This window comes from Serratia sp. CY38905, from assembly GCF_052168875.1.
In the GTDB taxonomy this organism is placed as follows: Bacteria; Pseudomonadota; Gammaproteobacteria; order Enterobacterales; family Enterobacteriaceae; genus Serratia; species Serratia sarumanii.
In genome coordinates, this window is the sequence record NZ_JBJNLV010000002.1 from 421,239 (window position 1) to 445,152 (window position 23,914).

The 23,914-nt window shown below is 62.1% G+C and carries 18 protein-coding genes; 10 read left to right on the forward strand and 8 right to left on the reverse strand.

Features of this window, described 5'->3' with window-relative positions:
* The first annotated feature begins 3 nt into the window (after nucleotides 1-3).
* Nucleotides 4-1,182 carry a 4-hydroxybenzoate 3-monooxygenase gene (locus tag ACJ8MK_RS08760; RefSeq protein WP_033653116.1) on the forward strand — a complete coding sequence of 393 codons (1,179 nt, stop codon included), beginning with the start codon at nucleotides 4-6 and terminating at the stop codon, nucleotides 1,180-1,182.
* Nucleotides 1,183-1,252: 70 nt separating this feature from the next.
* Here ACJ8MK_RS08760 and ACJ8MK_RS08765 read toward each other — a convergent pair whose 3' ends face one another.
* A complete protein-coding gene (locus tag ACJ8MK_RS08765; protein ID WP_101426945.1) occupies nucleotides 1,253-2,689 on the reverse strand; it encodes a 6-phospho-beta-glucosidase in 1,437 nt (478 codons plus the stop codon).
* A gap of 130 nt (nucleotides 2,690-2,819) precedes the next feature.
* Complete coding sequence (locus tag ACJ8MK_RS08770; protein ID WP_033648369.1) at nucleotides 2,820-3,554, reverse strand: MurR/RpiR family transcriptional regulator; 735 nt, start codon at nucleotides 3,552-3,554, stop codon at nucleotides 2,820-2,822.
* Nucleotides 3,555-4,040: 486 nt separating this feature from the next.
* Between ACJ8MK_RS08770 and ACJ8MK_RS08775 the strand changes: the two genes are divergently transcribed.
* From ACJ8MK_RS08775 to ACJ8MK_RS08790, 4 genes are all read left to right on the forward strand, one after another.
* Complete coding sequence (locus ACJ8MK_RS08775; protein ID WP_047567386.1) at nucleotides 4,041-4,514, forward strand: (2Fe-2S)-binding protein; 474 nt, start codon at nucleotides 4,041-4,043, stop codon at nucleotides 4,512-4,514.
* Nucleotides 4,511-6,769, forward strand: coding sequence for a molybdopterin cofactor-binding domain-containing protein (locus ACJ8MK_RS08780; RefSeq protein ID WP_442517659.1), 2,259 nt, complete (start codon nucleotides 4,511-4,513; stop codon nucleotides 6,767-6,769). The genes ACJ8MK_RS08775 and ACJ8MK_RS08780 overlap by 4 nt, the downstream gene beginning before the upstream one ends.
* Before the next feature lie 27 nt (nucleotides 6,770-6,796).
* A complete protein-coding gene (locus ACJ8MK_RS08785) occupies nucleotides 6,797-8,095 on the forward strand; it encodes a c-type cytochrome (RefSeq protein WP_308333327.1) in 1,299 nt (432 codons plus the stop codon).
* A 69-nt stretch (nucleotides 8,096-8,164) separates the two neighbouring features.
* Nucleotides 8,165-8,770 carry a nitroreductase family protein gene (locus ACJ8MK_RS08790; protein ID WP_033632999.1) on the forward strand — a complete coding sequence of 202 codons (606 nt, stop codon included), beginning with the start codon at nucleotides 8,165-8,167 and terminating at the stop codon, nucleotides 8,768-8,770.
* Between the two features lie 209 nt (nucleotides 8,771-8,979).
* Here ACJ8MK_RS08790 and ACJ8MK_RS08795 read toward each other — a convergent pair whose 3' ends face one another.
* Nucleotides 8,980-9,876 (reverse strand): DMT family transporter, encoded by an 897-nt coding sequence (locus tag ACJ8MK_RS08795; protein ID WP_308333325.1) that lies wholly within the window; start codon nucleotides 9,874-9,876, stop codon nucleotides 8,980-8,982.
* 129 nt (nucleotides 9,877-10,005) lie between these two features.
* On the opposite strand from ACJ8MK_RS08795, the gene ACJ8MK_RS08800 reads away from it, so the two are divergent.
* The gene (locus tag ACJ8MK_RS08800; protein WP_033634588.1) at nucleotides 10,006-10,575 is read left to right on the forward strand and encodes a helix-turn-helix domain-containing protein; all 570 of its coding nucleotides are present in this window, start codon (nucleotides 10,006-10,008) and stop codon (nucleotides 10,573-10,575) included.
* A 122-nt stretch (nucleotides 10,576-10,697) separates the two neighbouring features.
* On the forward strand, nucleotides 10,698-12,623 hold the full coding sequence (locus ACJ8MK_RS08805; RefSeq protein ID WP_033648359.1) for a DUF3857 domain-containing protein: 1,926 nt from the start codon (nucleotides 10,698-10,700) through the stop codon (nucleotides 12,621-12,623).
* Between the two features lie 38 nt (nucleotides 12,624-12,661).
* Here the strand turns inward: ACJ8MK_RS08805 and ACJ8MK_RS08810 are convergent, their stop codons facing one another.
* The 3 genes from ACJ8MK_RS08810 to ACJ8MK_RS08820 all read right to left on the reverse strand — a co-directional run bounded on the left by ACJ8MK_RS08810 (nucleotide 12,662) and on the right by ACJ8MK_RS08820 (nucleotide 15,805).
* The gene (locus ACJ8MK_RS08810) at nucleotides 12,662-13,018 is read right to left on the reverse strand and encodes a DUF1937 family protein (RefSeq protein ID WP_039566053.1); all 357 of its coding nucleotides are present in this window, start codon (nucleotides 13,016-13,018) and stop codon (nucleotides 12,662-12,664) included.
* Between the two features lie 101 nt (nucleotides 13,019-13,119).
* Nucleotides 13,120-14,352 (reverse strand): ethanolamine utilization protein EutH, encoded by a 1,233-nt coding sequence (gene eutH, locus ACJ8MK_RS08815; protein ID WP_039566054.1) that lies wholly within the window; start codon nucleotides 14,350-14,352, stop codon nucleotides 13,120-13,122.
* Nucleotides 14,345-15,805 carry an FGGY-family carbohydrate kinase gene (locus ACJ8MK_RS08820; RefSeq protein WP_103772381.1) on the reverse strand — a complete coding sequence of 487 codons (1,461 nt, stop codon included), beginning with the start codon at nucleotides 15,803-15,805 and terminating at the stop codon, nucleotides 14,345-14,347. The genes eutH and ACJ8MK_RS08820 overlap by 8 nt, the downstream gene beginning before the upstream one ends.
* A gap of 257 nt (nucleotides 15,806-16,062) precedes the next feature.
* On the opposite strand from ACJ8MK_RS08820, the gene ACJ8MK_RS08825 reads away from it, so the two are divergent.
* From ACJ8MK_RS08825 to ACJ8MK_RS08835, 3 genes are all read left to right on the forward strand, one after another.
* Nucleotides 16,063-17,466: an NAD(P)/FAD-dependent oxidoreductase gene (locus tag ACJ8MK_RS08825; RefSeq protein ID WP_103772382.1), complete on the forward strand. Its 1,404-nt coding sequence runs from the start codon at nucleotides 16,063-16,065 to the stop codon at nucleotides 17,464-17,466.
* A complete protein-coding gene (locus tag ACJ8MK_RS08830) occupies nucleotides 17,456-18,679 on the forward strand; it encodes an FAD-dependent oxidoreductase (RefSeq protein ID WP_049212200.1) in 1,224 nt (407 codons plus the stop codon). Before ACJ8MK_RS08825 ends, ACJ8MK_RS08830 begins: the two co-directional genes overlap by 11 nt.
* Nucleotides 18,680-18,791: 112 nt before the next feature.
* Nucleotides 18,792-19,562 (forward strand): DeoR/GlpR family DNA-binding transcription regulator, encoded by a 771-nt coding sequence (locus ACJ8MK_RS08835; RefSeq protein WP_039566063.1) that lies wholly within the window; start codon nucleotides 18,792-18,794, stop codon nucleotides 19,560-19,562.
* 63 nt (nucleotides 19,563-19,625) lie between these two features.
* Here ACJ8MK_RS08835 and ACJ8MK_RS08840 read toward each other — a convergent pair whose 3' ends face one another.
* Both ACJ8MK_RS08840 and ggt read right to left on the reverse strand, forming a co-directional pair.
* Nucleotides 19,626-21,920, reverse strand: a complete 2,295-nt coding sequence (locus ACJ8MK_RS08840; protein ID WP_442517660.1) for an FdhF/YdeP family oxidoreductase — start codon at nucleotides 21,918-21,920, stop codon at nucleotides 19,626-19,628.
* A 206-nt stretch (nucleotides 21,921-22,126) separates the two neighbouring features.
* Nucleotides 22,127-23,800 (reverse strand): gamma-glutamyltransferase, encoded by a 1,674-nt coding sequence (ggt, locus tag ACJ8MK_RS08845; protein WP_041035169.1) that lies wholly within the window; start codon nucleotides 23,798-23,800, stop codon nucleotides 22,127-22,129.
* Nucleotides 23,801-23,914 lie beyond the last annotated feature (114 nt).

Consider the following 23,914-nt stretch of genomic DNA (forward strand, 5'->3'; position numbering starts at 1 on the left):
ACTATGCGCACACAGGTTGCGATAATCGGCGCCGGACCGGCCGGCTTGATGTTGTCTCATCTGCTGCATCTGCATGGCGTGGAATCGGTGGTGTTGGAAACGCGCAGCCGGGCGGCGGTGGAATCGACCATTCGCGCCGGGGTGCTCGAACAAGGAACGGTCGATCTGCTCAACCAGGTCGGATTGGGAGAGCGGATGCGGCGGGAAGGGGCGCGGCATCAAGGCATCCGGCTGGCATTCGGTGGCCGTCAGCACCGCATCGATCTGGCGGGATTGACCGACCGCGCCGTCACCGTTTATGCCCAGCACGAAGTCTTGAAAGATCTGATCGCCGCGCGTGTGGCGGCGCAGGGGCAACTGTTTTTCGAGGTGGAGCAGGTTGAATTGAAGGCGCTGGACAGCGCGCAGCCCGAGGTTCACTACCGTCACGCAGACCAGCCGCGCCGGCTCCGCTGCGACTTCGTCATCGGATGCGACGGATTCCACGGCATCAGCCGCGCGGCGATGCCCGGCGGGCTGCGGCAGGATTACACCCGCATCTATCCGTTCGGCTGGTTCGGCATTCTGGTCGAAGCGCCGCCCTCCAGCGATGAGCTGATCTACGCCTGCCATCCGCGCGGCTTTGCGCTGATCAGCACCCGTTCGGCCGGCGTACAGCGCATGTATTTTCAGTGCGATCCGGCGGAACAGGTCGATCAATGGTCGGACGACCGCATCTGGCACGAACTGGAACAGCGGCTGGAAAACCATGAAGGCTGGGCGCTGAAAAAGGGCCGTATCTTCCAGAAAAACGTGGTCGGCATGCGCAGCTTCGTTACAGAACCGATGCGCTACAGACGCCTGCTGCTGGCGGGCGACGCGGCGCATATCGTGCCGCCGACCGGCGCCAAAGGGCTGAATCTGGCGATGGCCGATGTCTGCCTGTTGTCCCAGGCGCTGGAAACGTTTTACCGGCGAGGCGACTGGCAACGGCTGGACGAGTACAGCGACACCGCCTTGCAGCGGGTCTGGCGCGCAGAGCATTTTTCCTGGTGGATGACCCACATGCTGCATACCCGTCGGGACGACACGCCTTTCGAGCATCGGCTGCAACTGTCAGAATTGCAGTACACGGTGAAATCGCGCAGCGCCATGACGATGCTGGCGGAGAATTATGTCGGGGCGCCATTCCCGGCACTATAAGCGAAAATGCCCATGCCGTGAGGCATGGGCGGCGTGCGGCGAGCAGGGCCACCTGATTGCCTGCGTGCGGTTACAGCTGTTCGCCGTTGCTGGCGATCACCCGGCGGTACCAGTCGAAGCTCTTCTTGCGTGAGCGCTCGAGCGTGCCGGTGCCGTCGTCGTGTTTGTCGACGTAGATGAAGCCGTAGCGTTTGCTGTACTCGCCGGTGGTGAACGACACGCAGTCGATGCAGCCCCACGGCGTGTAGCCGATCAGGTCTACGCCGTCTTCAATCACCGCTTTCTTCATCTCTTCGATATGGGCGCGCAGATAGTCGATGCGGTAGTCATCGTTGATCTGACCGTCCGCTTCCACCTTGTCGAAGGCGCCGAAGCCGTTCTCCACGATAAACAGCGGCTTCTGATAGCGCTCATACAGCACGTTCAGCGAATAGCGCAGCCCGACCGGATCGATCTGCCAGCCCCAGTCGGAGGCTTTAACGTGCGGGTTTGGCACGTTGCCCGGGAAGCCGAACATGCCGTCGCTGCCGTCCACCGCGTTAGCCTGCAGGGCGTTGCTCATGTAATAACTGAAGCCGATGTAGTCGGTGCAGCCCTCGCGCAGGATCTGCGCGTCCTGCGGCTGCATCTCTATCTTCAGCCCTTTGCGTTCCCAATCGCGCAGCAGGTAGCTTGGGTAGTAGCCGCGCATCTGCACGTCGGTATACAGATAGCGTTGGTGCATCGCCTCGACGGCGTACATCACGTCGTCCGGCTTGCAGGAGTACGGGTAGAACGGCACGCAGGCCAGCATGCAGCCGATCTTGAATTCCGGGTTGATCTGATGGCCGAGTTTGACCACCTGCGCGCTGGCGACGAACTGGTGGTGCAGCACCTGATACAGCGCCTGTTCCGGGTTGTCTTCCCGGGTGTAATCCACGCCGGAGCAGCAGTAGCCGAACAGCGGATAGCGGTAGTTGCTCTGGTTATTGATCTCGTTGAAGGTCATCCAGTACTTCACTTTTTCGCGGTAGCGGCGCATCACCACCTCGCTGAAGCGCACGAAGAATTCCACCACCCGGCGATTTTTCCAGCCGCCGTAGGCCTTCACCAGATGGTAAGGCATTTCGAAGTGGGACAGGGTGATCACCGGCTGGATGCCGTATTTCAGCAGTTCGTCGAACAGGTCGTCGTAAAACTGCAGGCCGGCTTCGTTCGGCGCCGCTTCGTCGCCGTTCGGGAAGATGCGCGTCCAGGCGATGGAGGTGCGGAAGCATTTGAAGCCCATCTCGGCGAACAGCGCCACGTCCTGCTTATAGCGGCCGTAGAAATCCACCGCTTCGTGGTTGGGGTAGCGATAGCCGTCGAGCACGCCGTCGGTCATCACGCGATCCACGCCGTGCGAGCCGCCGGACAGCACGTCGGCGATGCTGGGCCCTTTGCCGCCCCGATCCCAACCGCCTTCAACCTGGTGCGCGGCGACCGCGCCCCCCCACAGAAAATCCTTCGGCAACTGTTTCATCGTCAATGTCTCATCGGTTTATTTAATGAAGGGTAATAACGCTGCGTTGAGAATAGAGTAGCAAGAGCGAAAGAAATGTCACGATATAACAAATCACCGTGGAAAGTGATTTGTCACAATAAAAAAACAGCCTGTTTTATTTGGCCGAATTAATATGCCCAAGCCGTTTGCCGATGGTTTCAATAATGTAAAGCACGGGGATCTGCGTGGTGATATTGTGATGCCCGCCGATCAAATGCTGCGGAACGTGGTAGGAGAGGTTGAAGTCCGCCAGCCGCGCCAGGGAAGAGGTTTCGTTGTTGGTAATGCTGATGATCTTGCAGTGGTGCAGGCTGAACTGGCTGGCCAGCCGCAGGATCTCTTCGGTTTCGCCGGTAACCGACAGCACGATCGCCACCGCGTTTTTATACATATCGCTGTTGACCGGATAATAAGGATCGTCGATGTGAGTGCTGAATTTCCCGACGTTGGAAAAAAAACGCGCGCCATATTTCCCCAATGCGCCTGAGGTGCTGATGCCGACGAAAATAATTCGCTCGGCGGCGGCGATATGCTGCACCGCCTGATCGATCAGCTGATTAAACTCATCGTTGCTGACGCTTTTAAAAAAGCTGAGGATTTCGCCGATGCCGGAATCGACCGGCGGCGCATCGCTCTGTTCGAGATACAGCTTGAAACGGATGCGAAATTCCGAATAGCCGTCACAGCCCATTTTCTTGCAAAACCGCAGCACGGTGGTGGTGGACACGCCGGCGGCCTCGGCCAGCTCGCGGATGGTCATGTACATCACTTGATTCTTGTGTTTGCTGACGTAGTTATAAACCATCAGCTCCAGGGCGTTGAGCTCGGCGATTGCTTTATGGGTAAACATGAGTCGATCCGGCGGCTGAAAACGGGAAGCTTATCTGCGGCTTAACATAGCAAAATTCACCGCCGCTGGCACTGCCGGGCAAAAAGAAAAGCCGCACCAGTCAGGCGCGGCCCAGGGTTCACGACGAACAAATAAAGCAAAACGTTCCGGAAGACATGTCATGAAAACGCGTTTCATCACACCGGGTTAGCATAAGTCAGCGGATCCCGGCGGCAAAATGCCGGTTTCTGCTTTCTAAAGTGAAAGATCGGCAAAGTTATGGCGCCGAGGCCGCGTTGACGAACGCCAATAATCGCGGCGCGCAATCATAAAACCGGGCTTATCTATAGGAAATTTATAGAAAATACCCACTTTTCGTTAAAGCCATGACGGCTACATTCCCTTAACATTATCAAGTCTTTTGATGATAATTATTAGCACGCTGAGCAATTATTCGTCGCAGTGATGTTACGGATTAAATCCGTTTGTTTAAGGGATAGTTTCACCATGGAAATCAATGTTAATGGCCGGGTGGTTCCACTCGGCGATATCTCACCCGAGACCCCGCTGCTGTATGTTTTACGCAACGATCTGCAATTGAACGGCCCCAAATACGGCTGCGGCCTGGGGGAGTGCGGCGCCTGCACGGTGCTGATCGACGGCGTCGCCGCACGCTCCTGCTCAATGCCGCTGTCCGCCGTAGGAAACAAGTCCGTCACCACGTTGGAAGGCCTGGGCAGCGCGGAAGCGCCGCATCCGGTACAGCAAGGGTTTATTGATGAGCAGGCGGCGCAGTGCGGTTACTGCGCCAACGGCATGATCATGACGCTGGTCGCGCTGTTCGAACGGGAGCCGCAGGCCGACGAACAAACCATCAAGAAAGAGCTGGCCTACAACCTGTGCCGCTGCGGCACGCATATCGAGATCTTGCACGCCGCCGAGCGCGCCCGCGATCTGCTGGCCGCGCGGAGGCAAGCATGAGCCGCCTCGAACTGACCCGCCGCCAGCTGCTGCAGGCCGGCGGTGTGGTGATGGTCAGCAGCCTGCTGCCTGCGCCATTGAGCGCCTTCGCCGCCGAGTCGGTTGCATCGCCCGCCGATCTGCCGCTGGATCGGGTGGACAGCTTTATCAGCCTCAGCGCCGACGGCCGGGTGACGGCGTTCAACGGCCACGTCGATCTGGGCACCGGCATTCGCACCGCGCTGGCGCAGATCGTCGCCGATGAAATTTGCGTGCCGTTTGATCACGTCACGATGATCCTTGGCGATACGCAACGCACGCCGGATCAGGGGCCGACCATCGCCAGCGCCACCCTTCAGGTGACCTCAGTGCCGCTGCGGCAGGCGGCGGCGCAGGTGCGGCACCTGCTGACGGCGCTGGCGGCCAAAGCCTTCGAACTGCCGGCCGAACAGCTGACGGCGGCGGCGGGGCAGGTATTTGTGACCAGGAACCCAGGGCGATCGCTGAGCTATGCGCAGCTGGCGAGTGGACAAAATCTGCACGTGATGCTGGATAAAAACGTGCAGTTGAACAGCGAACGGCAGAACCACTATGTGGGCCGCGCCGTGCCCCGGGTCGATATTCCGGCCAAGGTCAGCGGTGGGCTGACCTACGTCCACGACCTGCGCTTGCCCGGCATGCTGCATGGCCGCGTGGTGCGCCCGCCATACGTAGGCGCCGACAGCAGCGCGCCGTTGGGCGGCGGCCTGCTGTCGGTGGATGAAAGCTCGATCGCGAACCTGCCGGGCATCGTGAAACTGGTGGTGATCAACGATTTCATCGGCATCGTGGCCGAGCGCGAGGAGCAGGCGATCGCCGCCATGCGCCAACTGAAAACCGAATGGAAACCCTGGGCCGGGTTGCCGGATCTGTCGCCTCCAGCGCTGCCCGCCGCGCTGGAGGCCAATCCGAAAACCGACCGCGTGCTGCGCGACGACGCGGGCACTGACGCCGCGCTGGCATTGCTGCATACCGAAGTGCAGGCCGACTATGTCTGGCCTTACCATCAGCACGCCTCGATCGGCCCTTCCTGCGCGGTGGCGGAAGTCAAAGACGGGCGGGCGCAGGTGTGGTCCGGCACGCAAAACCCGCACGATCTGCGCAAAGACATCGCCAGGCTGCTCGAGCTGCCGCCTGGGCAGGTGCACATCACCCACATGGAGGCCTCCGGCTGCTATGGCCGCAACTGCGCCGACGACGTCTCGGCGGATGCGGCGCTGCTGGCGCGGGCCACCGGCCGGCCGGTGCGCGTGCAGCTGATGCGCGAACAGGAATCCGGCTGGGAGCCGAAGGGCACCGGCCAGCTGATTCGGGTGCGCGGTGGCCTCGACGCGCAAAACCGGGTGGCGGCCTACGAATTGAAAACCAGCTATCCCTCCAATAATGCCGTGACCTTGCCGCTGGTGCTGACCGGCAAAGTGGCCAACCGGGCCGACGTGCAGCAGATGGGCGATCGCACCGCCATTCCGCAATACGAGTATCCGCACATGCGGGTGATCTGCCAGGACGCCGCGCCGATCGTGCGGGCTTCGTGGATGCGCGGCGTTTCGGCGCTGCCCAACGTGTTCGCCCATGAGTCCTGGATCGACGAGCTGGCCTGGCGCGCCGGCGAGGATCCGATCGCGTTTCGTTTGCGCTATCTGAACGATCCGCGCGCGGTGGCCTTGATTGAAGCCCTGAAACGGCAGGCGAACTGGCAAGACGGCCCGGCGCATCGCTCGCGCGCCGCCGGCGCCGAAGTGGTGAGCGGCCGCGGCTTCGCCTATGCGCGCTATTTTCACAGCAAATTCCCCGGCTTCGGCGCCGCCTGGGCGGCCTGGGTGTGCGATCTCAGCGTCAACCGCCGCTCCGGGCAGATCACGCTCGATAAAATCTTCGTGGCGCATGACTGCGGCCGCATGATCAACCCGGCCGGGGTGCGCCATCAGGTGCACGGCAACGTCATCCAGTCCGCCAGCCGGGTGCTGAAAGAGTTCGTGACCTTCAACAAGACGGGGGTGACGTCATTGGACTGGGGCGGCTATCCGATCCTGCGTTTCGACGAGCTGCCTCAGATCGATATCCAGCTGATCGATCGCCCGGAGGAAGCGCCGATGGGCGCCGGAGAATCCGCCTCGGTGCCGAGCGCGGCGGCGATCGGCAACGCGCTGTTTGACGCGCTCGGCGTGCGGCTGCGCGAGGTGCCGTTTACGCCGGCGCGGGTGCTTGCCGCGCTGCGCGCCCAGGCCGGCCATTAATCCCCATCACGAACAAGGACAGCAAAGATGAGTAAGATGAAAAAGATCGCCGGGTGGGGCGGGGTTACGGTGCTCGCCGTGGTGGTGGCCGGCGTTGTCGCCAGCTGGCAACCGGAAATCGCGCCGCTCGCCGCCGACGCGACGCACCGTTTCAGCGAGGCGCAGATTGCGCGCGGCAAAACGCTGGCCGATCTCGGCGATTGCGCGGTGTGCCACACCCGTTCGGGCGGCGAGCGCAACGCCGGAGGGCTGGCGATGGCGATCCCCTTCGGCACCATTTACACCACCAACATCACGCCGGACGTGGAAACCGGCATCGGCAGCTGGAGTTACGCGGCGTTTGAACGCGCCATGCGCCACGGCGTCGATCGCCAGGGCCGCTACCTTTATCCGGCGTTTCCCTATACCGCCTTTACCCGCACGAGTGACGACGATCTGCAGGCGCTGTACGCCTACCTGATGTCGCAACCGCCGGTCAACTATCGGCCGCCGGCCACCGATCTGCACTTTCCGTTCAATATCCGCCAGGGCATCTTCGCCTGGAACCTGCTGTTCCTGACGCCGGGCGCGATGCAGGAAAACCCGGCCCAAAGCGCCGCCTGGAACCGCGGCGCTTATCTGGCCGAAGGGCTGGGGCACTGCAGCGCCTGCCACTCGCCGCGCAACGTGCTGTTCGGCGAGAAAACCGGTGGCGACCACCTGGCCGGCGGCGTGGCGGAAGGCTGGACGGCGCCGGCGTTGACCGGCCGCTCGCCCGCGCCGCTCGATTGGACGCAGCAGGATCTGGTCGATTTCATGCGTACCGGCTACTCGGCCAACCACGGCGTGGCCGCCGGCCCAATGGCGCCGGTGATCGAAGAAGGGTTATCCCGCTTGCCGCAGGCCGATCTGCAGGCGATAGCCGTCTATCTGCGCAGCTATCATCCTGAAACGGCGGCGGGCGCGACGGCGGCCACGTTGAACGCTAAGGCGGAGCGGCAGGTCGAGCCCCTGAGCTCGCAAGGCGCGCGGCTGTTTTCCGGCGCCTGCATGGCTTGTCATGCGCAGGAAAAGGGCGCGCAGATGGCGGGGGTGCGGCCTTCTCTGGCGCTGAACACCAACCTGTTCGCCGAGGCGCCGGACAACGCCATTCGCGTGGTGCTGGATGGCATACAGCGGCCGGCGAACGCCGAACTGGGCTATATGCCGGGCTTCCGCCATAACCTGGATGACGCGCAGATCGCCATCCTGCTCAACTATCTACGGCAGCACTACGCCGGTCAGGCGCCGTGGCCCGATCTGACCGCGCAGGTCAGCCGTTTGCGCGCCGAAACCGCGCAGAAATAGCCGTCGGGGGCTGGACAGCCGCGTCGCGTTGGCGACAATAGGATCTTTCACATGGACAGGGGCAGTAAAATGAATACGTTAGACGCAATCCGCCAGCGCCGCGCCACCAAACAGTTTGATGCGCAGCACGTGATGACGCTCGAAGAGAAAAAAGCGTTGCTGACTATCGCGCTGCAGGGCGCACCCAGCGCTTTTAACCTGCAGCACTGGCGCCCGCTGTTGATCGAAGATCGCGCCCAGCGCGAGAAAATTCGCGAAGCGGCGTGGGGGCAGGCACAGGTCACCGACGCGTCGATGCTGGTCGTGCTGTGCGGCGATCTGTCGAGCTGGGAGTCACAGGTAAAAAACGTCTGGGCCGAGGCGGCGGAGCCGGTACAGCAGTTCATGATCCCGGCCGTCGATCAGTATTATCGCGGTAAGCCGCAGGTGCAGCGCGACGAAGTGATGCGCAGCAGCGGTATCTTCGCCCAGACGCTGATGCTGGCGGCCAAGGCGCAGGGCTACGACTCTTGCCCGATGGACGGGTTTGATTTCGACGCCGTGGGCGAGATCATCAACAAACCGGCGCACTATCAGATCGCGCTGATGGTCGCCATCGGCAAGGCGGCGGGGCAGCCTTATCCGCGCATCGGCAAACTGCCGTTCGACGAGGTGGTGAAAACCGATCGTTTCTGAGCTGGGCGGTGAATGACAAAAGGGAAGGCTTGCGCCTTCCCTTATTTTTTTGCGACGCACAGTTCGTTCCAGTAGCTGAAACGGATGCGCCGTTGCAGGCGGTGATGCCACATGGCCAACTCCTTCTACCCTACACGGTGTAAATAAATAACACCGCGCCGGGCGCAAGACGAATGCCTTATTGTGCATAGCTTGCCCGCCGGACGGGATTAACCGGTTTTATCAGCCCGCCGGGCGACCGGCGAGAGCCGCCAGCCGAAGTTCATGCCCGCTGCGGCGCCCAGGATCGCCAGCGTGCCCAGTAGCTGCAGCAGGCTGAGGCGGTGGCCGAACGCGGCCCAGTCCACCACGATCGCCACCGCCGGGTAGATGAACGACAGGGCGCCGACCAGAGAGGTGGGGATCTTCTGAATGGCGCCGTACAGCAGCGTGGACATCAAGCCGGTATGCACCAGGCCGAGGGTCGCCAGCAGCAGCCAGTCGATCGGGGCCGCAGGCGGCGTGGCCAGGCCGGCGAACGGCGCCATCACCAGCGCGCCGACGGTCAGCTGAATCAACACGATCAGCTGCGGCTGCAGCGCGGCCAGCTGTTTGACGATCGCCGCCGCAATGGCGTACATCAGGGCCGCGCCCAGCGCCAGCGCCACGCCGAGCAGATAGTCATCGCCGCCGCCGCCGTTTTGCCGGGCGGTGACGATCAACACCATTCCCGCGAACGCCAGCAGAAGCCAGCCCAGCCGATTAGCCGTCAGCTTTTCGCCGAACAGCAGCGCCCCCAGCGCCACCAACATGAACGGCTGAACGTGGTAGGTAACGGTGGCGACCGCGATCGAGGCATGCGCATAGGCGGCAAACAGCAGCGTCCAGTTGAGCACCAGGGCGATCCCCCCCAGAATGGCGAAGCTCAGCTGGCGCCGGTTGATCGCACCTGATTTCAGCTGACCGAGTGCGGCGCAGGTCGCCAGCATGGCCAGCGCGCCGAACGCGCAGCGCCAAAACACCACCGTCGCGGGCGGCTGCCCTAAAACGAGCACCGGCCACCCCACGGTGCCGGAGATGGTCATGGCGAGGATCATTTGCACTGCGCCGCGCGTTTTCGTTTTCATGTGGTTTCCCTCGTTGCCTGCCCGCACTTGCGGCAAAGCGGTGCAATCATTAAAATGAACAATCGAACATTATGATGAACATGAATACGAGTGTTCGTCAAGTCGAACAATTGGATGGTATAGCGAACAATGAGCGATAGCCTAATGCAGAACATCACGCCGATCGGCCTCTTGTCGGCGGCGATCCGCCGCGAGCGGGAGCGAGTGAACCTGTCCGTCACCGAACTGGCGAAGCGCGCGGGCATCGCCAAGTCCACGCTGTCGCAGTTGGAAGCCGGCAGCGGCAATCCCAGCCTGGAAACGCTATGGGCGCTGGCGATGGCGCTGGATGTGCCGGTCAGCCGGCTGATTTCACAGCCGAGCAGGCAGGTGCAGGTGATCCGCGCCCATGAGGGAACGCCGGCACTGTCGGAGCAGGGCAACTACGCCGCCACGCTGCTGGCCACCTGCCCGCCGGGGGCGCAGCGCGACATTTACCGGCTGCGGGTGCAGCCCGGAGAAGCCAAGCTTTCCCGGCCGCATCCTCCCGGCACCGTCGAGCATGTGATTATCAGCAGCGGGCGCGCGCGCCTGGGGCCGGCAGACCAGCCGCAGGAGCTGAGCGCCGGCGATTACATCAGCTATTCCGCCGATCGCGAGCACGTTTTCGAAGCGCTGGAGCCGGAGACCACCGCCGTGATGCTGATTGAACAGGGCTAACCCGGCGTTGACGGTTCGTTTATTGAAAATGATTCTCAATTATATTAGTGTGCCCGCCTGTTTTGACGCCGGGACGGGCGCGTAGCCCGGCGTCGCTGTTTATTGCCCTTCAAGGACCGAAGATGAAAATCGCTATTCCTTCCCTGCTGTTATTCGCCGGTTTGACGGCGACGCACCCGGCCACCGTGTTGGCCGTCGCACCGCCCGCCGCGGCGGATCAGGGCCAGAACGACACGGCCAACAACGATTTCAGCTTCGTGCGCTATCGCGCGGATTACCGCGTCAACGCCAACGCCACCAACGTGAAGACGGAAAGCTACGAAGTGCTGCTGAAGACCAAGGCAGCGGTCGAGAAATTCAGCCAGATCCGCCTGAGCTACAGCGAAAAAATGGAAACGCTGGAGGTGGTCGCCGCCTACACGCTGACCGCCGACGGCCAGCGCCACGACGTGGCGCCCGATCGCATCTATACCCAGGAGAGTTACTCCAGCGCCACGGCGCCGCTGTATGCCGACCGTAAAGTGCGCGTCATCGTGTTCTCCAACCTGGCGCCGGGATCGCGCGTGGTGTATGAGCTGCGCCGCACGCAAAACACGCCGTATTTCCCCGACTATTTCGGCCTGTGGGAGACGTTCAGCGTTTTCGATCAGTTCGACGATGCCGAAGTGACCCTGCAGGCGCCCGCCAAGCTGCCGATGCATATTTTCACGCGCGGCGTGGCGGGCGGAGACAAGCCGCAGATCCGCGACGGGCAGGCGCACTGGCGCTGGCATTATTCACGCAGCGCGCCGATGAAATCGCAAAACTGGGCGGCGGACAGCTGGACCTTCAGCCCGACCATCATGGCCAGCACCTACCGCGAGTGGCCGCAGTTGGCCAAGGCCTACCAGCTGAAGGCCGGCGCGGCGGCGAAGGTGACGCCGGGCATCCAGGCGTTGGCGGACAACATCACCGCCGGCATCAGCGATCGGCGCGAGCAGGCGGAGGCCCTCTATCGCTGGGTGGCGCAAAACATTCGTTACGTGGCGGTGTATCTGGGCAACGGCGGGCTGGAGCCGAATTCGGCGCAGAGCATTCTCGACAACCACTACGGCGACTGCAAGGATCACGTGGTGATCCTGGAGGCGCTGCTCGCCGCCAAAGGCATTGCAAGCTCGCCGGTGCTGATCGGCATGGACGAAGGCCCGATACTGCCTAAAGTGCCGCTGCTCAGCCGCTTTAATCACGCCATCACCTACGTGCCGGAATTCAAACTGTACCTAGATTCCACCAATCCGTGGGCGCGCTTCGGGCAACTGCCGGAAGGCGATCTGGGGGCGCCGGTGCTGCTGACGCGCGACGCCAAGCTGGCGCGCACGCCGGGCAGCGACGAGCAGCCGGTCAAGAGCGCGCTGAGCGTCGATTTCGTGTTCGACAAAGCGGGTAATCTGCACGGGCAAACCGAGCGTCGGCTGAGCGAAGTGGAAGAGATTGACCTGCGGGGCTACTTCTCGCAGATCAACCGGCAGAACCGGGCGCAGGCCGAAGCGTCGATCATGTCCGCCTCCGGCATCGACGGCAGCGGCGAGGTGGCGATGAACAGCGATCCGCTGGATCTCAAAAAACAGTTCGGTTACCGCTTCCGCTTCAAGGCGGACGACTACGTCGATTTCGGCGTGGTGGGTGGCATGACGCTGCCCAATCCGCCCGGCGGCAAATCGTTCCGCACGCTGTACACCACCACGGCGGCGCCGGGCAACGAAACGCCGTTCTACTGCAGCGCGCAGCGCTACGACGAAACCTACCGTCTGCAGCTGCCGGCCAACGTGCCGATCATCGCCATTCCGCAAGACAGGCAGTTCCGCAATGCGGCGGGCGACTATCGTGTGGCGTGGCGGCGCGACGGGCAGCAGGTGATCGTCAATCATCAGCTGCAGGTGAACGCCATTCGCGGCAAGGAGGCGCTGTGCCAGGCGCAGGATTACCCGGCGTTCCGCGAGCTGTTCCAGCAGGTGCGGCGCGGTTTCCGCGGCCAGGTGGTGTACGGCGAATTGGCCACCGGCAAGTAAGCCGATGCCCCGTCGCGCTAAGCGGCGGGGCGCACGCCTCAGTTGAACTCGCCCGCGACCTCGGACCACAGGCTGACGCGGCAGCCGCGCGCGGCGAAATAGTCCATCTCGCGCTTGATGCCGCCGCTCTCTTGCCAACCCGGCAAATCGAGCACGATCAACTCATCCATCGCCGCCATGAACAGGGCGTCGATCGGCGCCCACAGCCTGCCGATGGCGGTTTTGTCGAGCTCTTGCAAACACAGGTTGATCGGATGCGACATGCTGACCTGGCTAAAAACGGCGCTGCCGGCGCGCACGATAGCGGCGGCGACCTCGTTGCAGGCGATAAAGCGTTGCTGCACGACGTTGGCGTCGGCGTGGCTGTAGGGGCAGGCCAAAAATATCTTTCTCATTACCGTTTTCTCTCTCAATAACTAGAACGTGGGGGAAAAAAAAGGGCGCAGCTTTCCCGTGAGGCGGCGCCCCGTTTATTTTTTATGGCTCAGGGATAAATTCAGCGAGCGGCGGCGGCGATGGCCGTCGCTTGCCTTTGCGTCTGTTCTTTTTCCAGCAATTCGGCTTCCGGCACCGAGATCTTGATGGCGATCAGTACGGCAATCATGCCGCCGAGGAATTTACCCATCATGATCGGCAGCACCAGCGAAGGTTGGAAGTTGGCGGTAAACGCCAGGTGATCGCCCAACGTGGCCTGCGCGCAGATGCCGAAGGCGACGCACAGCACCTTATCGCGCGCCCGCATGCCTTTGAATAGGTGATAAACCGCGATGATATTGGCCAACACCATAATAAAGCCCAGCGCGCCGGTATCTGATAAGCCGAGTTTTTTGCCGATGAAATGCATCGGCTTGCGGCAATAGCGCTGGAACAAATAACAGATGGGGAATGTGCCCGCCAACATAATGCCGATGTAACCGGCAATCTCGATGGCGCGGAATAATTCGTCTTTGTCGGCGAATAACGGATCGAATACCCAGCCGCCGAACACCTTTTTAAACACGCCGGTGAAATGCTCGATGATGCACAGCGCCAGCACCAGTTTGATAAAGGCGTCCGCCGCCTTGCCGAAGATCAGGAACCCCTTCACCATGGCCGCCGGCCGCAGCTTCAGGCCCAGCGCCAGCAGGAAACACAGGACGAACAGCGGCGACAGCAGCCGCAGCGCCTGCAGGAAGTCCAGCTGCAGGTAGTGCGCGGCGGGCGAGGTGGTGGAAATGATCTCCCTGACCGGCAGGTTATTGAAGGTGATGGTCACCAGGGCGATCAACACGGCGAACGGAATGCTGATCAGGCCCGCCATCGCGCCCAGCGCCAGATATTTATGGTCGTCGCGGTTCAGCATGATAAGCCCGACCGGGATCAGGTACACGATGCTGGCGCCGGAGGTGTATCCCACCAGCATGGCGACGATCCACATGTCGCGGTTGGCGGCGATGGCGTCGGCCAACTGATAGCCGCCCATGTCCACGGCGATCACCGCCAGCGCCGCGATTGAGGCGTCGGAGCCCAGCGCCGAGAAGAAGGGGCCGATGCTGTGCATGATCAGGTAAGAGATGATCGGGATCGCCGCCATGATACCCGCCTGGGCGAGAAACACCGGGCCGATGGCGTGAATGCCGTTGACGAACTCGCGCCCCAGTTCACCTTCCGGTTTGACGATCGACGCCAGCGCGCCGATCAGGGTGCCGGCCATGATGATATAGATGATGAAATTACCGAACTCAGCCATGGTGCTCCTCCTGCGATGAACGTAAGCCGCGCGAGCGCGCGATGATTTCCTGATAGCGGGCGAACCAGACCGCCATATCGACCTCGGCGGGCTCCGTCACTTCATAGCGGTTGAGCACCTTGAGCGGCTGTTCCATACCCAGCCCTTTACGCGCCAACTGCGCCACGCCCTGAGCGGTGATCTCTTTGTTGGCGGGCGTGACGATGCGCTTTTGGATCAGGTTGGCGAGGAACTGCGTGAAATAGCGGTTGGCGGACAGACCGCCGTCCACCGAAATGCTGTCGCCGATCGGTTTCAACTTATCCATGGCGTTGATCACCTCGGCGGAACGCATGGCGATGCCTTCGAGGATCGACTGCAGCAGATCCTTGCGTTCGGTTTCCAGCGACAGGCCGGCCCACACCCCGGCGGCGGAGCGATCCCAATACGGGCAGGCCAGCCCGGAAAGCGCGGGCACAAAGGCCAGGCCGCGCGCGATGGCCGGCTGGGCCGGGAAATCGCCGAATTCATCGAAGTCGTTGAACAGGCCGATCTTTCTCGCCCAGTTAATGGCGGAGGCTGCGTTATAAACGCCGCCGTCCAGGCCATACACCGGCTCGCTGCCGGGTAGCTTCCAGCACAGCGTGGGCAACAGGCCGGACTCGCCGGCGTCGATCGGGCGCGGCCCGGTGATCGCCTGTAAAAAGGCGCCGGTACCGAAGGTGATCTTCATCTGCCCCGGTTGATGGCAGCCGTGGCCGTATGTGCCGGCAAACTGGTCGACGATGCAGGCCGACAGCGGCACCGGCTTGCCGTTGAGCGCGACGTCGCCGAAGTGGCCGATGTTGTCTCTGACCTCGGGCAGGCTGTCGATCGGCACGCCGAACAAACGGCACAGCTCCTCGTCCCACTGCAGGGTATGGATGTTGAACAACGAGGTGCGCGAGGCCGAGTTATAGTCGGTGAGATGCCGGCCGCACAGGTGGAACAGGAAGAAGGCGTCCATGGTGCCGAGCCGCAGGCGGCCGCGTTGCGCGAGCTGCCTGGCCCCCGGGGCGTTGTTCATCAGCCAGCCCATCTTGCTGGCGGAGAAGTAGGTATCGAGCGGCAGGCCGGTTTTCGCCATCACCAGCGGTTCGACGCCTTCGCGTTTCAGGCGCTGGATCTCCGGCTCGGTGCGCTGATCTTGCCAAACGATGGCGTTGTACAGCGGCAGGCCGCTGTCGGCGTCCCAGGCCAGCAGGCTTTCGCCCTGATGCCCCAAACCGATGGCGTCCACCATGTCGCACTGGCTGAGACAGCGGCGGATATTCGCCAAAATCTCCAGGGCGTCGTGTTCCACCCAGCCCGGATTGGGGGTGAATTGCTTGTGCGGCATGCTGGCCGGCGAATGGTGCCTGCCGTCTTCGCCGAACACCACGACTCGGGTGCCGGTGGTTCCCTGATCAATCGCGGCATAACGTTGATTCATCATTGCTTCACTCTCTTATAGGTTTTGTTTTTTATTGCGCCTGGTGTTGGTTGTGTGACCGTTTTAATAATCTATCTTCAATTTCACACATTAAAGCAACATAAATCACAAGATAAAATAACCCCGCGTGATCGACCTCATACTTTTTGCTTATAGCCGCGTTCTGCGGCTTTTTTTTGGGAGTTGTGTTGTTTTTGTCATTCCAAATGCGGTTATTGTGTGGTTTTATTGTGGTTATCACATCAAAACGGGACATCAGCATGATGGAAGAACAAACGGGTTGGGACATTGTCGTGATTGGCGGCGGTGTGGTCGGGTGTGCGGTATTCCGCAAATTCTGCCTGATGGGCGCCCGTACGCTGCTGTTGGAAAAGGGGGGCGATATCCTGTCCGGCGCCAGCAAAGCCAACAGCGCGCTGCTGCATACCGGCTTCGATGCGCCCAGCGGCAGCCTGGAGCTGCGTTGCATGCAGGCCGGCTACCGGGAATTTATCGCCATCCGCGAACGCATGAATCTGCCGCTGCTGCCCACCGGCGCGCTGGTCGTGGCCTGGGACGAGCAGCAGTTGGCGGCGCTGCCCGCGATCGTGCAGCAGGCGCATGACAACGGCGTGCCGGACGTGGCGCAGATCGACGCCGCCGAGCTGTATCGCCGTGAGCCGCAGCTGGCGCCCGGCGCATTGGCGGCGGTAGAGGTGCCGGGCGAGAGCGTGATCGATCCCTGGAGCACGCCGCTGGCTTACCTGACGCAGGGCGTCAAACACGGCGGCGACTATCGCTTCAATACCGAGGTGACCGGCGCCGAACGCTTGCCGACCGGCTGGCGGCTAACCAGCAACCGGGGCGAGTTTCACGGCAAAATCGTCATCAACTGCGCCGGCAATCAGGGCGACCGGGTAGAAAGTTTCTGCCATCAGCCCGAGTTTGAAATCCGCCCGCGCAAAGGGCAGTTCCTGGTGTTCGACAAGGCCGCCGCCGGGCAGGTCAACGCCATCATCTTGCCGGTACCGACGGCGATCACCAAAGGGGTGCTGCTGTCGAAAACCATCTTTGGCAATCTGTTGCTGGGGCCGACCGCCGAAGAACAGCAGGATCGCGAGACGGCGACGGTGGACGAAACCAAAATGCGCGAGCTGATCGAACAGGGGACGCGGCTGCTGCCCACGCTGGCAAATTACAGCGTGACCGCCAGCTATGCCGGATTGCGCCCGGCGACAGAGCAGAAACACTATCGCATTCAGCACTATCCCGAGCGGCAGTGGATCTGCGTGGCGGGCATTCGTTCCACCGGCCTGACGGCGGCGCTCGGCATCGCGCAATATGTGGAGCAGCTTTACCGCGACCATTTTACGCCGTGCTTCACGCCGACGGCGCCGCAGACCGTGCATTGGCCGCAGATGCCGATGCTTGCCGACTACGCGCTGCGCGATTACGCGCGCCCGGACAACGGCGGCATCGTTTGCCATTGCGAGCTGGTGACCCAGCGGGAAATCGAGGCGGCGTTCGATTCCGCCGTGCCGCCGGAGTGCATCGGCGGGCTGCGGCGGCGCACGCGTGTGATGATGGGGCGCTGCAACGGTTTTTATTGCAGCAGCCGGGTGGCGGAAATGGTGGGCGATCGTTTTGGCCAGACGCAGGCCGTAGGGAGCATTGATGAAAACTGAGTATCAGGTGGCGATTGTCGGCGCCGGGCCGGCCGGGATCGCGGCGGCGACCGCGCTGCGGCAGGCGGGGATCGAGGATGTGGTGATCCTGGAGCGGGAGCAACAAGCGGGCGGCGTGCCAAGACACTGCCGGCACCCCACCTTCGGGCTGCAAACGTTTTACCGGCCGATGCTCGGCTCCACCTATGTCGATAAGATACTGGCGCGCGCCGGGCAGGTGGAGATCCGCACCGGCGTGACGGTGCTCGCCATCAAGCCGGACGGCGAGCTGACCATCACGGATCGCCACGGCGTCAGCACCTTGAAAGCGCAGCGGGTGATCCTGGCGACCGGCGTGCGCGAGACGCCGCGCCATCCGCGCCTGGTGAGCGGCCTGCGGCCGCAGGGCGTGCTGACCGCCGGCGCACTGCAGCAGTTCGTGTATCTGCGCGGGCTGCAGCCGGGCAAGGCGCCGGTGGTGGTCGGCACCGAGCTGGTCAGTTTCTCCGCGCTGTGGACGCTGCGCAACGCCGGCGTGCGCGCCGTCGCCATGATTGAAAGCGGCGGCAGACCCGTCGCCTGGCGTCTGAGCGCGCTCTATGCGCGCCTGATGGGGGTGCCGATTCATTATTATTCGCGGGTGACCGATATTGCCGGCCGCGATCGGGTCGAATCCATCGAGGTGGAGAACCGCCGCGGGGAGAAACGGCGCATCGCCTGCGACAGCCTGATCTTCACCGGCCGCTTCACCGGGGAGTATACGCTGATCCGCCAGAGCCACCTGGCGCAGCGGCCGGACAGCGGCTGCCCGCTGACCGATCAGTTCGGCCGCTGTTCCGACGCCGCCTATTTCGCCGTCGGCAACATGCTGCATCCGGCGGACATGGGCGACCAGTGTTATCAGGAAGGGCTGCGCGTTGGCGAAGCCGTTGCCCGTTCGCTGCGGCGCACGCTGCCGCCGGCGCGGCAAATGCTTCCGGTGCGACACGACGAGCGGATCCGCCTGACCGCGCCTGCCAACGTGGCGCTGATCGGCAAACCCAGCACGGTCACGATCAATATGCGGGTAGAGCGGGCGGTGTCCGGTTCGGTGGTGGTGCGGCTGGGCGAGGAAGTGCTGTATCGCAAAACGCATCGCTGCCTGCCGGAACGGCGGATCCTGCTGCGCAATATCGCTTTGCCGGCCGACGGCGAGCGTGACGCGCTGCACATCAGCATCGAATCCGCCGGGTGAACGACGGCAACGGCTTGCGTCTAACGCCCTGAAACCCGTAGTATTCGGTCAGTTGACGCCGCGAGTCCGGCGGAGGCAGTCACTCTTACTTAAGGCAGCGAGTGTAATGTGAATGGATATCTCTAATTCCGTGGATAGGCGCAATGAAATACTGGCGCTGATCCAGGCCAACGGCCGGGTTTACGTGAATGAGCTGGCGGATAAATTCCAGGTTTCGCAGGAAACCATTCGGCGCGATCTGAACAAGCTGGAAGATTATCGCCTGATCAAGAAGATCCACGGCGGCGCGGTCAGCAGCCAGTTCAAATTCGAGCATGAATTCAATGAACGGGCCAAAATCGCCGAGGCCGAGAAGCGCGCCATCGCGGAGAAAGCGGTGACGCTGATCCAGCCGGGCGATACGGTGTTCGTGGATTTCGGCTCCACCACGCTGGAGTTCGCCCGGCAGCTGGCGACCGTCGATCAGCTGACGGTCATCACCAATTCGCCGCTGATCGCCAACGTCTGTCTGGAAAATGACTCCATCGACGTGGTGCTGATCGGTGGGCAGTTCATCGGCTCCAAAATGGAGTGCCTGGGGGCGATCGCGCTGAATAACATCGAGGCGTTTTTCGCCGATTACGCCATCATCGGCGCCGGCGCGGTCAATGTGCAGACCGGGGTGATGGATCAAAACGTCAATGAGGCGGCCATCGCGCGCAAAATGATTGCGCAGAGCCGCAAATGCATCGTGCTGGCGGATGAAAACAAGCTGCGCGGGCATGCGATGACCCTGGTGGCCAAATGGCCCGAGATCGATTATCTGGTGACCTCCGACAGCGGCAACGCGCTGGAGGGGCTGGTTTTCCCGGCCAACGTCAATGTGTTGGTCGCACAGGTATAAAGGGTTATGAGCAGCCTTTCTCCGGGCCGAGCAACCCGGAGAAGGCCTTCAAACCGCTTTCCTCTAGGCGATCTTGACCTCACGCACCTCTTTGGATCTCAGCGTCACGCGAACTGGCACCGATTTGTACGAAGGCGTGCCGCTCTCCTCATCGATGTAATGCAACGGCACCAGCACGTTGGCCTCCGGATAGTAGGCGCCGACCGAACCGGCCGAGATGTTGTAGGCGATCACCGTGATGCCCTCCAGGCGCTGAGTACAGCCGGGCAGCGCCGTTTCCAGGTCGACCACGTCGCCATGCTCCAGCCCCAAGCATTGCAGATCGCTGTCATTCATGAACAAAACGTCGCGCCGGCCGAAAACCCCGCGGTAGCGATCATCCAGGGCATAGATGGTGGTGTTGTACTGATCGTGGCTGCGCAGCGTAATCAGCCGCAGCGTGTCTTTCTCTGCGATGGCCGCGTCTTCATACAGCCCGCTGAACACGGAAAACATCGCTTTGCCCGTCGCCGTCGGCCACTGGCGTTCGGTCGGCGGCAACGGCATGCGGAAACCGCCGGGTTGACGAATGCGCGCGTTGTAATCGTCGAAGCCCGGAATGGTTTTTTCGATCAGATCGCGGATCACATCGTAATCTTCGATCAGCTCATCCCAGGGCACCTTGCTGGCGGGCATCACCGCTTTGGCCATGCCGGCCACGATGGCGGGTTCCGAACGCAGCAGTTCCGACGCCGGTTTGAGTTTGCCGGACGAGGCATGCACCATCGACATCGAATCCTCCACCGTCACCGATTGCCGCCCGCCGGCCTGCATGTCCAGCTCAGTGCGCCCCAGGCAGGGCAGAATGAGGGTTTGTTTCGCCACCAACAGATGGCTGCGGTTGAGTTTGGTGCCGATATGCACGCTTAATTCCAGCGCTTTCATCGCCGGGAAACTCTGCTCGGGATCCGGCAGCGCCACGGCGAAGTTACCGCCCAGGCAGATCAACGCTTTCGAGGCGCCGTCGATCATCGCCTGCATGCACTTCACGGCATCATGCCCGTGGGCTTTGGGCGGCGTGAAGCCAAACACCGCTTCCAGCTTCGCCAAAAAATCGGCCGAGGGCTTTTCGGTGATGCCGACGGTGCGGTTGCCCTGCACGTTGGAGTGGCCGCGCAGCGGGCAGATGCCGGCGCCCGGTTTGCCGATATTGCCGCGCAGCAGCAGCAGATCGGCAATCAGGCGCACGTTGGCGGTGCCTTTATTGTGCTGCGTAATGCCCATGCCGTAGGTCACGATGGTGGCGTTGGATTTTGCGTAGGCGGCGGCGACCTGTTCCAGATCCTGACGCGTCAGGCCGCTCTCCGCCTCGATGGCCTCCCAACGGGTGGCCGCCAGATCGGCGGCGAAAGCCGCAAATCCTTCCGTGTGCTCGGCAATAAAGGCGTGATCCACGGCATTGCCTTGTGTTTCATCCAGCTGCAGCAGCGCTTTGGCGATGCCTTTCAGCGCCGCGGCGTCGCCGCCGGCTTTGACCTGATAGTAGGTTGAAGCGATAGGGGTCGAACTGTAGGTCGCCATTTCAATGACGTTTTGCGGATCGGTGAAACGCTCGAGCGCCCGTTCGCGCAGCGGGTTGAACACGATGATCGGCACCTTTTTGCGCGCCAGCTCATGCAGCGTGCCCATCATGCGCGGGTGATTGGTGCCCGGATTGTGCCCGATGGAGATAATCAGCTCCGCGCTGTCAAAGTCGTCCAGCGAGACGGTGCCTTTGCCGATGCCAATGGACTGCGGCAGGCCAACGCTGGTCGGCTCATGACACATATTGGAACAATCGGGAAAGTTATTGCTGCCGAATTCCCGCGCAAACAGCTGGAACAGGTAGGCCGCCTCATTGGACGCCCGGCCGGAGGTATAAAACTCCACCTGCTCCGGCGGCAGCGTCTGCAACACGGCGGCGATGCGTTGAAACGCCTCGTCCCAGGCCAGCGGGCGCAGGGTGTCCGTTCCGGCGTCATAGATCAGGGGCGTGGTCAGGCGGCCATAATCCTCCAGCTCATAATCGGTTTTCTGCAGCAGCGACGTCACGATGTTTTGCGCCAGGAATTCGGGCGTCACGCGTTTGCTGGTCGCTTCCCAGGTCACGGCTTTGGCGCCGTTTTCGCAAAACTGGAAGGTGGAGCGATGTTCTTTATCCGGCCATGCGCATCCCGGGCAATCAAACCCGTCGGGTTGATTGGTGCGCATCAGCGTCACCGGCGCTTCCAAGGTATCCATCTGCGTGCGCACGGCGATGGCCGTCGCTTTCAGCGCGCCCCAACCGCCGGCGGGCCCATCGTAAGGATGAATTCCAGGTACTGCTCGTCTTTTCGCCATGGTTGCTTGCCTCCGACATCGCTTACGATAATTACAGGTGATTGATTTATCATGAATATTATCTTTATCGTCCAAAAAGGAACCCAGGCGCCGTCGCCGTTAAGCGCGGGCCTGTCGATTCAGTATAGATGAGTGAAAAAGGGGGCAGCGGCAGTCTGAGCGGGGAGCGCGGCGGCCCGTCTAACCGGAGGCGGGCCGCCGGGGCGTTACTTGTTCACCACCAGGCCGACGCCGCGGCCGCGCGGATCGGACGCGGTTTCCGGCGTGCGGCCATCGATGCGGATGGCCTGAATGTCCCCCATGTTCCAGCCCTGGTCTTCGAGGGTGTAGCCCATGGCTTTCAGCTCGTCCGCCGGTTTGCCGGTCAGCGGGGCAAAGCTGTCATAGTAGAGGGTGTCCTTCGGCAACAGCTGATGGTGCACGCGCTGGGCGGCCACCGCCTGCGCCAGCGGCAGGTGATAATCGTAGAGGTTGTTGATCACCTGGAAGATCGAGGTGAAGATGCGCGATCCGCCCGGCGTGCCGATCACCAGGCTGACCTCGCCGTCGCGGGTGATGATGGTCGGGCTCATCGAGGAGAGCATGCGTTTGCCCGGCTCGATGGCGTTGGCGTCGCTGCCCACCACGCCGAAGGCATTGGCGACGCCGGGTTTGGCGCTGAAGTCGTCCATCTCGTCGTTGAGCAGGAAGCCGGCGCCTTTGACCACCACGCCGCTGCCGAAGTCCCAGTTGAGCGTATAGGTGTTGCTGACCGCGTTGCCGGCGGCATCGACGATCGAGAAGTGGGTGGTTTGGTGGGTTTCCAGCCCCGGCCGCACCTGTTCGGTCGGCGAGATCGCCGTCGGGTTGATCTCGGCGGCGCGTTTCTTCAGGTAGTCGGGGGCGATCAGCTGCGCTTCCGGCACGTGAGTGAAATCCGGGTCGCCGAGGTAGTCGGCGCGATCGGCGAACACGCGTTTTTCTATTTCCGCCAGCAGGTGGATATAGCGCGCCGAGTTCAGCGGCACCCCCTTGAAATCGGCGGCGCGATCCTCTTTTATCCCCAGCAGCTGCGCCAGCGCAATGCCGCCGGAGCTGGGCAGCGGGGCGGTATATACGGTATTGCCGCGCCAGCTGATGCGCATCGGTTCACGCCATTTCACCCGATAGTCGGCCAAATCCGCCGCGCCGATCAGCCCATTGTCGCGCTGCATTTGCGCCACCAGCAGGCGCGCGGTTTCGCCGTGATAAAAATCGTCGGCGCCCGACTTGGCGATGCGCTCGAGCGTGGCCGCCAGCTCCGGCTGTTTGAACACCGCGCCGGGCTTCATGGCGCCGAAATAGTCGCCGAAGTTGGTTTTACCGGCGAACAGCTTGTTGGCGTCTTCACGGTACTGATACTGCTGATCCGCCACGGTGAAACCTTGCCGGGCGTAGCCGATCGCCGGCGTCAGCAGTTCGGCCCACGGCAGCTTGCCGAAGCGTTTATGCGCTTCCCACAACCCCAGCACGGTGCCCGGCACGCCGGCGGCGCGGCTGCCCACCAGGCTAAGATTTTCGATCACTTCGCCTTTCTCGTTCAGATACATAGTTTTGCTGGCGGCCTTGGGCGCCACTTCGCGGTAGTCGAGGAAATAGGGTTTGCCGTCGACGTACAGCGTCATAAAGCCGCCGCCGCCGATATTGCCGGCTTCAGGGTAGGTGACCGCCAGGGTAAAGGCGGTGGCGACCGCTGCGTCAACCGCATTGCCGCCGCCCCGCAGAATCTGCGCGGCGACGTTAGCGCCATACCGATCCGGGGCGGCGACCGCACCGGCGGTGAGATCGGCGGCAAAGGCGGCGGGAAGGGGGCAGGACAGGGCCACGCTCAGAGCTATCGTTTTCAATAAACCGGCAGACATAGACGATCCTTTTAGCGATGTTCAGTTATCAGGTGAATTCAACTAATTATTTTGAAACAGCAGGTTAGCGCGTTTTCTTCGGGCTGTTGCGGCGCTTTATTGAAAGTAGCAGCG